This window comes from Gilvibacter sp. (genome assembly GCF_965601605.1).
GTDB lineage: Bacteria > Bacteroidota > Bacteroidia > Flavobacteriales > Flavobacteriaceae > Gilvibacter.
This window is the reverse complement of the sequence record NZ_CBFCWJ010000022.1, coordinates 1-12281: the sequence shown is the minus strand read 5'-3', so window position 1 is coordinate 12281 and position 12281 is coordinate 1. Positions and strand designations below refer to the sequence as shown.

The window sequence follows — 12281 nt, the reverse complement described above, 5'->3', positions numbered from 1 at the left end:
GTCAGCCTCGGTTCCACAACTCAATAGGCTAAAAATCAACAGCAAACACCCAAAATGGTAAAGCGTCGATATACCGCCCTTTAATTTTAAGTTCCTGTAATTTAATTGTAATTTTGCCCGCTGAATCTGCATACGCATATGCTGATAAAGATAGTAAAATAGCCTGTTGATTTGTCTTTAAAAGTTGCACATAAAAAGAAACCGAAAGTCGCCTTTCACACCTTGGGGTGTAAGTTGAACTTCTCAGAGACCTCTACAATTGCCCGCGGGTTTGTGCAGGAAGGTTTTGAGCGCGTTGATTTTGGTGAAACTGCAGACATTTATGTGATCAACACCTGTTCGGTTACCGAGAATGCTGACAAGCGTTTTAAAACCATTGTAAAACAGGCTCAGAAATCCAATCCGGAGGCCTTTGTAGCTGCTATTGGTTGTTATGCGCAACTCAAGCCACAAGAATTAGCCGATGTTCACGGTGTGGATCTAGTTTTAGGAGCCACAGAGAAATTCAAGCTTTTAGATTATATCAATGATTTGAGCAAAAACGATTACGGGCAAGTTCATTCCTGTGAGATCAACGAGGCAGACTTTTACGTAGGTTCTTATGCTATTGGCGATAGAACCCGTGCTTTTCTGAAAGTTCAGGACGGCTGTGATTATAAGTGTACCTATTGCACCATTCCTTTAGCACGAGGAATTTCTAGAAGCGATACCCTTGACAATGTTCTAAAGAATGCTGCAGAGATTGCTTCCAAAGACATCAAAGAAATCGTTCTGACAGGGGTAAATGTCGGTGACTATGGTAAAGGGGAGTTTGGCAATAAGAAACACGAACACACCTTTTTGGATCTGGTAAAGGCCTTGGATGAGGTTCCAGGAATTCACCGTTTACGTATTTCTTCCATCGAACCCAACTTGCTTAAAAACGAGACTATTGACTTTGTCGCGAGCTCTAACAGCTTTGTGCCACATTTTCATATCCCATTGCAAAGTGGGAGCGATGCTCTTTTAAAACGCATGAAAAGACGTTATTTGACGCCATTATACACGGAGCGTGTAGCGCGAATTCGTCAAGTTATGCCGGATGCTTGTATTGGGGTCGATGTGATTGTTGGATTCCCGGGAGAGACTGAGGAGCATTTCCTGGAGACTTACAATTACTTAAACGAGCTGGATATTTCTTACTTGCACGTTTTCACCTATTCCGAACGAGACAATACAGAAGCGGCAAGTATGGCTGATCCTGTGCCGCAAAAAATAAGATCCAAACGTTCACGCATGTTGCGCGGCCTATCGGTAAAAAAACGTCGTGTTTTTTACGAGTCGCAACTGGGAAGCACACGCACTGTGCTCTTTGAAGGCGAGAACAAATCAGGCTATATCCACGGTTTCACAGAAAACTATGTAAAAGTTAGAATGCCTTGGGATCCGGCACTAGTCAACACCTTGCATCAGGTACAGCTGAGCGAGATTGATGAAGAAGGGTTTGTGCGTTTTGAAATACTCCGGGAGGCCGGCGTGGGTTAGATAGAAATTCCTACGGGGAGTAGATCTTTATAGATTCTTCGGTTTTTGCGCATAAATGACGCGATCTCAGGACTGGTTGGAACTAAGCGGATGTTTCGATCCTCAACTTCCTTAAATACAGCTTTGATGAAAATATCACGAAAGCCTTGTTCTTCCATGTCTTCTGGCATGAAGTATTTGGTAAGGAAGATCTTTCTTTCTTGAAGGGAATATTCAATTCTGGCCATGTTGTCACCAACCTCAAGTTCAAATTGTCTTAAGAATTCGTTGTCGTTGATCTCTACGTCTTCAATCATCATTTCAATTTTTTTAAAATTACCAGATGGTCTCGCTGAAACTCTTAATAAATTCCAGTACCGCGCGGCATAAGTAAAATTTGGGTTGGTAGTAGATGGAACACCACATCTATTTATCTGCTGATAATAAGCCAGTTAGTTAGTCTGCTATTTGGTGTTAAATCTGTTGTAAAAGCTCGCAAATCTCATCAGAAATATTGCTAATTTTACCACGCAAAGGTACGAATTTTCTTTTTTTCTGCCCTGATTTTTAACTAGAAACCGCAGATGCACCAACCTCTTGTACATGTATATCTGATCCCTGGCATGGCAGCCGGCCCCGAGATTTTTGAAAACATCCATTTACCTTCGGATCGTTTTAAGGTGATCATATTGGAATGGATGATCCCGCATCCGGAGGAATCACTAGAGGATTACGCTAAACGCATGGCAGACCGGGTAGATGATCCAGCCGGTTATTTGGTGGGTGTTTCCTTTGGGGGAGTAATGGCTCAGGAGATGAAGGCCTTTTTGCCAGAAGCCAAGGTCATTATTATATCGAGTGTCAAGTCAAGAGCTGAATTGCCTAAAAGATTTGCCTTGGCTCAAAAAAGTAAACTCTATCAGGTTTTGCCTACGGGTTTGGTGGTGAACAGCAGAAATCTGAAGCGCTTTGCTATTGGGCCGCGTTCTAAGAAGCGTCTGGAGCTTTACGATAAGTTTCTCTCGGTCAGAAATAAGCAATACTTGGATTGGGCAATAAAAATGATGATTTGCTGGCCTAGAGAAACGCCAGATCCAGAAGTGGCGCATATTCACGGTGATAAAGACATCGTTTTTCCAATCAAGAACATAGATGGAGCGGCGACAGTCGCTGGAGGAACCCATGCTATGGTCATCTACAGAGCTAAATCGGTCACCCAAGAATTACTTAAGCTGTTAAACCAAGATTAAGTATTGCGCTAACTGCGGGTATTTGCTATCTTTATTCTGGGAAAATTAGTGAATCATGAAGAAGTATTACAAAACGATAATGTTGGTGTTGGTAGTTTGCTGCGGAGGTTTGATGATCAATGCAGTTCAAGACGCGCCAACCGATGAGAATTTAGAGGTAAAGATTGTCAATGATTATAATATCTACGCCTTACCATTGCCGGATGAAATGAGTTTTGCGGGAGAAGCCGTCCCTTTGGATGACCCTGATATTCGCGAGCGTATGGATCGCGAACTTTTAGTGAACACCTACTGGCAGTCTAATGGTCTGTTGATCATGAAGCGCGCCGAACGATATTTCCCAGTTATTGAACCACTTCTTAAGAAATATGGTCTTCCAGACGATTTTAAATATCTAGCCGTGGCTGAGAGCGCCTTACAAAATAACCGTTCTCCTGCTGGAGCTGCTGGTTTTTGGCACTTTTTAAAGTCTACCGGACGTGAATACGGTTTGGAGATCAACGATTACGTAGATGAGCGTTACAACCTGGAGCTTTCTACTAAAGTGGCTGCTGAGTATCTTAAAAAATCTAAAGAACGTTTCGGAAGTTGGACTTTGGCTGCCGCCGCTTATAACGCAGGTAACGCAGGAATCAGCAAACAACAAAAGCGTCAAGATGCTTTTGGAAGCTATTACGATCTCTTGCTAAACGATGAGACCAGTCGTTATCTGTTTAGAATTCTCGCTTTTAAAGAGATCATGAGTAATCCGAAGAAATACGGATTCAACTTTAGAGATCAAGATCTGTATCAGCCAATACCGACTTATGAAGTGGTGATTGATACCGCCATTACCGATATGCCGGCTTTTGCCAAGAAATTCAATATCAATTACAAGATCTTGAAGTTGCACAATCCGTGGTTGAGAGATACCTATCTCAAGAACGCTTCTCGTAAGAAATACACCATTACGATACCTAAAGAAGGCGTTTACAGCATGGGGCAATAGCCCTTAGTTCTGTCCTAATAAGGATTCTGGATAAGGAGCTTCTTCCTTGGTAAATAAGAGGGCGATGCCTTTTAGAAAGGCATCGTAGTTCAAAGAATAAGAAACTTCATATTCTTCTGAATAGGGATGGAGTACCCCGCGACGCACATCTAAAATTTGCTTGTCCGATGAGATAAAGAAGGAGGTAGGGAAGCCCAAGCTGTGTTTCATGCTAATGATCACGTGATCGTGAATATTTTCGGTCTCGTCAATATAAACCACGTCCATTTTAGGGTGGTACTCTTTGGCTACCGCTTTGACCTGTGCTTTTGTATTCCAGAACAAAATCACAAAATCTATATAGGGATGGTACTGCTCTACAACCTTATTCAGCGCGGGAATCTCTCCGTTTCCTGGGGTACACCAAGACGCATAGGTCATTAAGAAAACTGGCTTTTCATAATCGTGAAAGTAGACCGTACGGCCTGACAGTTTTTTGAACTTGAAATTGTCCATATAACTGTTTACTACCACGTGTTTGACTAAGGAATCGAACAGGAAGGCGCCACGCTCGTAGTCTTTGAGCTCATAGGCATTATCTGCATTTAAAGAGTACTCTTTGAGTTGCTCTTTGATCTTGTAGGAGAATTGTCTTCTAGGGTCTGTCCCTTGCGAGAAGGCCTTAGTACATAGGAGAATAAGCACTAGGTGTATTAGTTTCACCATAGGCAGATAGGGGTAGATTCTTGGGGGCAAATTAAGTAAAATCGCTTGATTACCAAATTTTTAGCCCAATAAAAGAAGTATTTTTCTTACTTCTAACGTCTTCTACCGCCGCGCTGAAACTGTTGCCTTGGTTGTCCGCCTTTCTTCATTTGCTGCTGCATCATCTTGAGTTGATCCCCCAACATATTGTGCTTGTCCAGCTTTTTAGCCTCGGTGAGTAGGGCCTGCGCTTCCCTTCTGCGGTTCTTGGTCATTGCAATTCCCGCCAGATTCATTTTAGCCACGGCCAGATCCGTATCCAGGTTCAATCCTAAGCTAATGGCTTTTTTGAAGTATTTCTCAGCCTCATTCATATTGGTCTGAGAGACCATCATGCCATTGAGGTAATTGTAATAACCCTGTTGTTTGCGCACTAAGGCAGCCTCAGGGTTTTTGATCTTATCCAACCATTTTTTTGCTCCTGGAAAGTCTTGCTTACGCAGTCTTAAGAAGGCCAGTAAGATGAGTTCGTTCTTAAAGTAAAGAAACACAAATACACCAGCTAAAAGGATCAACATGATCCCATTACCGATATAATCTTCGGTCATTTGCCAAACGGCAGCGGCAACAAGTGCGCCGGCCAATACGAGTTTGATATACTTATTAAACATTACTTATTAATGGTATAGTCTGTAATTGTTGTGATAGTTGTTGGGATCGATTCATCTCCTAAAGCAGTGACAAAAGATTCTCCCTCTGCCGTAGATTCTGAATGATAGGTGGTCATAAAGCCGTGAGCAGAATCCACCACTACCGTTGTAGTTTGTGTTCCCTCACATTGGATCTTTGCAGATCCCGAATCAATATTCATTTGAATGTCGGCCGTACCTACAATGTTGGCAATATTACGATTGAAAGACTCTAAGGTCCAAACGTGTTGTGCTTTTAGGTCGCCATCGATCTCTGTTTCCCAGGTATCTCCCTTGCGCTTTTTGCTTTCTGGGTAGATATAAGTGAATTGTTCGAATCCAGCAGCGATCTTCTGACCGCCGTATTCTTTTTCCATGCCTTGACGCATCGCGGCCAATTGCATTTCATCCGTAATGCCTGATTTCTTCAACATATTGTCGATCAGGGCATCACCACCAGTGATATCAATGATGCGTCCGGTCTTAAGCATCTCAAAGGTCATCGGAACATTGAGTAATCCTCTAAAGATCGTTTGCGTTACATCGTTTTCATCGTACTCTTCAGCAGAGGTGTCAACCGAAAGCATAGGCCCCATAGTATCAGAACGCATTTCATAGGCAAAATTGGTAAACTCAAATTCAATCATATAGGAATCTTTGTTTACCTCTACTACGGTAAGTAGAAATTCTGCGTAAATATCATTCACAAGCTCAATTTCCATACCTGTGATGCTCTGCTTAATGGTCTGCAGGGATTTCTGGGTCAGATTGAATTGATCTCCTTTTTTAAGATTGTATCCCAATTTTTGCTGTCCAAAGGCTGTAGAGGCCGAAATCAGTAATAAAAACAGGGTAGTTTTGAAGAATTTCATTAGATGAATTGTTAGGGTGCAAAGAAACTAATTTTTTAAGGAAAAAAAGTTTTTCAGCTTGCCTTTGTGAAAGAAAAAAATGATTGTATATTTGCAGCCGACTTTGAGAGAGGTCATAAGAATACATTCAAGAAGATACTAAAGTAAACAGACGATGAAAAGAACTTTTCAGCCATCGAAACGTAAAAGAAGAAACAAGCACGGGTTTAGAGAGCGCATGGCGTCTGTAAATGGCCGTAAGGTATTGGCCTCAAGACGTGCTAAAGGCCGTAAGAAATTAACCGTGTCTTCTGAAGCACGTCACAAAAAATAATGTTGATAATCTGTATATAAAAAGGTGTTGTTTCTTTAAACAACACCTTTTTTTTATGCCTACATAGCCGTAATTTTATACGATTTTTAAACCAGCGAGAATTCATGCCAAAAAACGAAAAAATCAAGTCCATCCTTATCATAGGCTCAGGGCCGATTATCATCGGTCAGGCCTGTGAATTTGATTATTCAGGATCACAAGCACTTCGCTCCTTGCGCGAAGACGGAATCGAAACCATTCTGATCAACTCCAACCCGGCAACCATCATGACGGACCCATCCATGGCCGATCATGTGTATCTCTTGCCGCTGAACACCAAATCCATTGTAAAGATACTTAAGGAGCATCCGCAAATTGATGCTGTATTGCCAACCATGGGAGGGCAAACGGCATTGAACCTTTGTATTGAAGCAGACGAGAAAGGAATTTGGACTGATTTTGATGTTGATATCATTGGAGTTAATATCGATGCGATCAACATTACAGAGGATCGTGAGCAATTCCGCAACCTGATGACTGAGATCGGCGTGGGTATGGCGCCGCAAGAGACAGCGACTTCCTTTTTAAGAGGAAAAGAAATTGCTCAGGAATTTGGATTCCCACTCTGTATTAGAGCTTCCTTTACCCTTGGTGGGGCAGGAGCTTCTATTGTTTATGATGAAAAGGAGTTTGATGAGGCACTCAGTCGCGGTTTGGAGATCTCACCCATCCACGAGGTGATGATCGATAAGGCCATGATGGGCTGGAAAGAATACGAGTTAGAGCTGCTTAGAGACAGCAACGACAATGTGGTGATCATCTGTACCATTGAGAATATGGACCCGATGGGAATTCACACAGGGGATTCCATCACTGTGGCTCCCGCTATGACACTTTCTGATAGAACCTTCCAGAAGATGCGTGATATGGCCATCCACATGATGCGTTCTATTGGAGATTTTGCTGGAGGATGTAATGTGCAGTTTGCTGTTAGCCCAGACGATGAGGAAGAGATCATCGCTATTGAGATCAACCCAAGGGTTTCTCGTTCATCTGCATTGGCTTCTAAAGCAACTGGATATCCAATTGCAAAGATCGCTGCTAAGTTGGCAATGGGTTATCACTTGGATGAATTGGAAAACCAGATCACCAAGACCACTTCTGCTTTGTTTGAGCCGACTTTGGACTACGTGATTGTAAAGATTCCACGTTGGAACTTTGACAAGTTTGAAGGATCTGACCGTACCTTAGGACTGCAGATGAAAGCAGTAGGAGAGGTGATGGGAATTGGACGTTCGTTCCAAGAAGCATTGCATAAAGCGACGCAGTCATTAGAGATCAAAAGAAACGGTCTGGGTGCTGACGGAAAAGGCTACACCAACTACGATCAGATCATCGATAAGTTGACCCATGCTAGTTGGGATCGCGTGTTTGTGATCTATGATGCGATCCAGTTGGGAATCCCGCTCAAACGGATTCACGAGATTACTAAGATCGATATGTGGTTCCTCAAGCAATACGAGGAGTTGTATCAACTCGAAAAAGAAATTTCAAACTTCACCATTGATTCCTTGAGCAGAGATCTGCTTTTGGAGGCAAAGCAAAAAGGATATGGAGATCGTCAGATCGCGCATATGCTGGGTTGTTTAGAGAGTGAGGTATACAATAAGCGTGAAGAATTGAATATTCGTCGCGTATACAAATTAGTAGATACCTGTGCTGCGGAATTCCAAGCACAGACACCATACTATTATTCAACCTTTGAAAACACCATGACTTCTCCAGAAGGAGAGACCTATGTGGAGAATGACAGTCCTGTCACAGATAAAAAGAAGATCATCGTACTTGGATCCGGACCGAACCGTATTGGTCAAGGGATCGAGTTTGATTACTGTTGTGTACACGGAGTACTGGCAGCTTCTGAGGCAGGTTACGAGACCATCATGATCAACTGTAATCCAGAGACAGTATCTACTGACTTTGATGTAGCAGACAAACTTTACTTTGAACCTGTATTCTGGGAGCACATCTATGACATTATTCGTCACGAGAAACCAGAAGGTGTTATTGTACAGCTGGGAGGACAGACGGCACTTAAGTTGGCTGAAAAGCTAGATCGTTATGGAATCAAGATCATGGGTACGAGCTATAAGTCTTTAGACTTGGCAGAAGACCGCGGAAGCTTCTCGACTTTGCTTAAGGATAACAATATTCCTTATCCTAAGTTTGGAGTGGCTGAAACTGCGGATGAAGCCCTTGACTTGGCTGATGAATTGGACTTCCCACTATTGGTACGTCCATCATACGTACTTGGAGGGCAAGGAATGAAGATCGTGATCAACAAACAAGATCTAGAGGCCCACGTGGTTGACTTGCTACGCAAGATCCCGAACAATAAATTGCTATTAGACCATTATTTGGACGGAGCTATTGAAGCAGAGGCCGATGCGATCTGTGATGGAGAAAATGTCTACATCATTGGAATTATGGAGCATATTGAGCCTTGCGGAATTCACTCCGGAGATTCTAACGCGACCTTGCCGCCGTTTAACCTAGGAGAGTTTGTGATGCAGCAGATCAAGGATCACACTAAGAAGATTGCATTAGCACTCAATACGGTGGGATTGATCAACATCCAGTTCGCCATCAAGGATGATAAAGTATACATCATTGAGGCCAACCCTCGTGCATCACGTACGGTTCCGTTTATTGCTAAGGCTTACGGAGAACCTTATGTGAACTATGCGACCAAACTGATGCTCGGAGACAAAAAGCTATCGGATTTTAAATTCAATCCGCAGCTAGAAGGATACGCTATTAAGCAACCAGTCTTCTCTTTCAACAAATTCCCGAATGTAAACAAACAGTTAGGGCCAGAAATGAAGAGTACCGGAGAGTCCATCTTGTTCATTGAAAGTCTTAAGGACGATGAGTTCTATGAATTGTACTCCCGTCGTAAGATGTATTTGACCAAGTAAATTTAGGATATAGAAAAGAAAAGGCGCGGTTTTATTTCCGCGCCTTTTTTATGTTTTGATGGTTGGTTTCAAGTAAAATCTCCTTTGCGATACTCTCTTAACTTTTTGATCGTAATATAACTGAGCACTAAGGCTATAAGCAACGCCAGGATTCCAAAGAATTTCATTGCTCCGCCATAGGAATCAATGACTGACTGCATCTTCTTACCTATGAGCGTGCTTATTCCAGCCCACCACATGACAAAGCTGAACAGGCCATAACCCAGAATCTCCATGATCTTAATCAGTTTCATCAGACTCTGCGCGTTTTAGCAAGTTCTCATTGAGGTGCTTGGTTTGTTTAATTCCGAGCTTTTTGATCTTTTCCACTCGGGTGATCAGATTACCGCGACCAGTGAGTTTTTTCATACTGGTCTCATAAGTCCCCGTAACGGTTTGCAGCTGTTTGCCGACTTTCAAAAGATCATCCGTTAGGTTGACAAACTGATCGTAAAGCGCACCGGCTTGTTTGGCAATTTCCAAGGCGTTCTGCTGCTGCTTTTCATTGTTCCACATGCTGTCAATGGTACGCAAGGTTGCCAATAGGGTAGTGGGAGTCACAATGACGATATTCTTTTCAAAAGCCCAATTGTAGAGTGTAGGTTCTGCCTGAGTGGCCAAAGCAAATGCCGGTTCTATGGGAACGAATAGCAATACAAAATCTGGACTCTCTATCTGATAGAGGTTTTGATAGTTCTTCTCGCTCAATTGATCCACGTGGCGTTTTAAGGATCCAATGTGCTCCTTGAGTAGTGCTGGGCGCTGCGATTCATCTTCTTCGCTAGCAAAGCGCTCATAGGCCGTAAGGGTCACCTTAGAGTCAATGATCATCTTTTTCCCTTCAGGCAGGTGAATGATCACATCGGGAAGTACTCGTTTCCCATCTTCTGTGGTAAAACTAGACTGCACGGAATATTCTCGGTCTTTCTCTAAACCAGATTTCTCAAGAACGCGTTCTAAGACCAGTTCCCCCCAGTTTCCTTGCATTTTACTGTCGCCCTTCAAGGCTTTGGTCAGGTTGGTGGCTTCTTTACTCATTTGCTCGTTGAGTTCCATCAGCCCTTTGATCTGTTGCTTGAGCTCGGTGTGCTTTACAATGTTTTCCTTGTTGGTATCTTCTACCTTTTTCTCAAAGGTTTTGATCTTTTCTTGCAGCGGATTCAGGATCGTCTCAATACTCTCTTTATTTCTATGGGTGAGCTTTTTGGAGTTTTCATCAAAGATCTTGTTGGCCAAATTCTCAAATTCCTTGGCAAACTTTTCTTGGAGTTTTTCTACCTCTTCTTGTTGTTCTTGACTGCGTTGTTTCAGGTGATCATAAGCGGCATTCTGCTTGGTGAGTTCGTTGCCTAGAAATTCTTTTTCCTCCCGCAGACTTTCTTTATCCAACAGAGAGTTTTTGAACTGCTCGTCCAATTTTTCGATCTGTAAATGCTCTTGATGCAGACGTTCTTCTAGCGCTGCAGTTCTGGCATTGAATTTAAGTCGTGCCAGGCGATTGCCGATAAAGGCGCCAAAGATCATGCAGAGAATCGCTAGTAAAACAAATAAAAATACTTCGCTTGTCATAGTTTGATAAAGATAGGGAAGCCTTTTGAACTTTCTTAGTTTTTAGCTTGCGGAAAGATAGAATTTATGAATCCTTACTTACTGAGGAAAAAGCGTTTGTTTGCCGGGTCGAAATTCACGGTTTCTTTTGGAAATAACTGTTGAATGATCCCAGCTTCAATAGCTGCTTTCGGGCTGTGCATTTCAATCTGTTTCCCTTGGATGATCAATAACTTATCACAAAGATCTAAAGCCTGTTCTAGGTCGTGCGTGGCGTAAATAATCGTCTTGCCTTCTGCGGCCAATTCATGCATTAATTTGAGCATTTTAAACTTGTGATGCAGGTCCAAATGAGTCGTGGGTTCATCCAAGATAATCAATGGCGTGTTCTGAGCAATCGCGCGAGCCAATAAAGCGCGTTGTAATTGGCCATCACTGAGCTCATAGCATTTTCGATCTTTCAATTCCAGTAGGTCTGTTTTGATCAGTGCATCTTCCACCGCTTGCTTGTCTTGCTCGTTGAGCACACCCATCCAATTGGTATAAGGGTGTCTTCCCAGAGCAATGAGCTCATAACAACTCAGATTTAGAGAAATCGGAGACTTGGTCAGTACCACACTGAGCAGTTTTGCGCGTTCGCCAGAGCTTAAGTCTTGTGCTTCTTGGTCGTCAAAAAGAAGTGTTCCGCTTAAAGGAGTTAAGGAACCATTGAGGGTTTTGATTAAGGTCGATTTCCCCGCCCCATTAATTCCAATGAGTCCGTAGAGGCCGCCAGTTTTGATAGTCAAATTGATCCCTTGAGCAACAAGCGTTTGCGTTTTGCCTTTACCATATCCAATGGACAGGTCCTGAAGTGTGATTGCCGCCGACCTTTCCATTAGAACAAGAGTTTACGTTTACGGACCAACAGCCAAATAACCACCGGAGCTCCAAAGAGTGAGGTGACTGCGTTTATAGGCAGGGTGAATTCAGAATACGGCAATTGGGCTATAACATCACAGATCATCATTAGAATTCCTCCTGTTAAAGCTACTGCAGGTACCAGCACTCTATGGTCCGAAGTATTTAAAAACAGACGCGTCAAATGCGGAACAGCTAAACCGACAAAGGCAATCGGTCCGGCAAATGCGGTTATGGCTCCTGCCAAAATACAGGTGGCCAATATGATCCAAAGTGTAGCGCGTTTTAAATGCACCCCAATGCTTTGGGCGTAATCGGGACCTAATAGCAGGGCATTTAGGGCTTTAATATTGAAAAGACTCATCAGTATTCCTATGACAACACAAAGGCTTAGTACGCCCACGCTTCCCCAAGAATTACCTCCCAGACTTCCAAAAGACCAAAAAACATAACGTTGCAGATCTTCTGCAGGGCTGAAAAACGCCATTACGGCTACCACAGCGGCAGTGAGCGACCCAAACATGAGTCCAATAATCAA

Annotated in this window: 13 protein-coding genes; 5 read left to right on the top strand and 8 right to left on the bottom strand. The window is 42.9% G+C overall.

Going from position 1 to position 12281, the window contains the following annotated elements:
• Positions 1-171: 171 nt before the first annotated feature.
• Positions 172-1524, top strand: coding sequence for a tRNA (N(6)-L-threonylcarbamoyladenosine(37)-C(2))-methylthiotransferase MtaB (mtaB, locus tag ACSLP7_RS05935; RefSeq protein ID WP_435578452.1), 1353 nt, complete (start codon positions 172-174; stop codon positions 1522-1524).
• Here the strand turns inward: mtaB and ACSLP7_RS05930 are convergent.
• Positions 1521-1820: a GNAT family N-acetyltransferase gene (locus ACSLP7_RS05930; protein WP_291187138.1), complete on the bottom strand. Its 300-nt coding sequence runs from the start codon at positions 1818-1820 to the stop codon at positions 1521-1523. The genes mtaB and ACSLP7_RS05930 overlap by 4 nt on opposite strands.
• Positions 1821-2087: 267 nt before the next feature.
• On the opposite strand from ACSLP7_RS05930, the gene ACSLP7_RS05925 reads away from it, so the two are divergent.
• Complete coding sequence (locus ACSLP7_RS05925; RefSeq protein WP_435578451.1) at positions 2088-2753, top strand: alpha/beta hydrolase; 666 nt, start codon at positions 2088-2090, stop codon at positions 2751-2753.
• A gap of 55 nt (positions 2754-2808) precedes the next feature.
• Entirely contained in the window at positions 2809-3741 is a 933-nt protein-coding gene (locus ACSLP7_RS05920; protein ID WP_435578450.1) for a lytic transglycosylase domain-containing protein, read from the top strand.
• Positions 3742-3744: 3 nt separating this feature from the next.
• Here ACSLP7_RS05920 and ACSLP7_RS05915 read toward each other — a convergent pair whose 3' ends face one another.
• The 3 genes from ACSLP7_RS05915 to ACSLP7_RS05905 form a co-directional block, all read right to left on the bottom strand.
• Positions 3745-4446, bottom strand: a complete 702-nt coding sequence (locus ACSLP7_RS05915) for a TlpA family protein disulfide reductase (RefSeq protein ID WP_435578449.1) — start codon at positions 4444-4446, stop codon at positions 3745-3747.
• Between the two features lie 92 nt (positions 4447-4538).
• Complete coding sequence (locus tag ACSLP7_RS05910) at positions 4539-5096, bottom strand: DUF2892 domain-containing protein (protein ID WP_272833300.1); 558 nt, start codon at positions 5094-5096, stop codon at positions 4539-4541.
• The gene (locus tag ACSLP7_RS05905; protein ID WP_435578448.1) at positions 5096-5986 is read right to left on the bottom strand and encodes a DUF6263 family protein; all 891 of its coding nucleotides are present in this window, start codon (positions 5984-5986) and stop codon (positions 5096-5098) included. Before ACSLP7_RS05905 ends, ACSLP7_RS05910 begins: the two co-directional genes overlap by 1 nt.
• Before the next feature lie 154 nt (positions 5987-6140).
• Between ACSLP7_RS05905 and rpmH the strand changes: the two genes are divergently transcribed.
• Complete coding sequence (rpmH, locus tag ACSLP7_RS05900; RefSeq protein ID WP_272833302.1) at positions 6141-6299, top strand: 50S ribosomal protein L34; 159 nt, start codon at positions 6141-6143, stop codon at positions 6297-6299.
• 104 nt (positions 6300-6403) lie between these two features.
• Positions 6404-9256 (top strand): carbamoyl-phosphate synthase large subunit, encoded by a 2853-nt coding sequence (carB, locus tag ACSLP7_RS05895; RefSeq protein ID WP_435578447.1) that lies wholly within the window; start codon positions 6404-6406, stop codon positions 9254-9256.
• A gap of 68 nt (positions 9257-9324) precedes the next feature.
• On the opposite strand, the gene ACSLP7_RS05890 is transcribed toward carB, so the two are convergent.
• From ACSLP7_RS05890 to ACSLP7_RS05875, 4 genes are all read right to left on the bottom strand, one after another.
• Positions 9325-9549, bottom strand: coding sequence for a hypothetical protein (locus tag ACSLP7_RS05890; RefSeq protein ID WP_435578446.1), 225 nt, complete (start codon positions 9547-9549; stop codon positions 9325-9327).
• A complete protein-coding gene (rmuC, locus tag ACSLP7_RS05885; RefSeq protein ID WP_435578445.1) occupies positions 9536-10864 on the bottom strand; it encodes a DNA recombination protein RmuC in 1329 nt (442 codons plus the stop codon). The genes ACSLP7_RS05890 and rmuC overlap by 14 nt, the downstream gene beginning before the upstream one ends.
• 74 nt (positions 10865-10938) lie before the next feature.
• Positions 10939-11721 (bottom strand): ABC transporter ATP-binding protein, encoded by a 783-nt coding sequence (locus ACSLP7_RS05880; protein ID WP_435578444.1) that lies wholly within the window; start codon positions 11719-11721, stop codon positions 10939-10941.
• Positions 11721-12281 (bottom strand): iron chelate uptake ABC transporter family permease subunit (locus ACSLP7_RS05875; protein ID WP_435578443.1); only part of this gene is annotated, 561 nt, incomplete at its 5' end. The genes ACSLP7_RS05880 and ACSLP7_RS05875, both read right to left, overlap by 1 nt.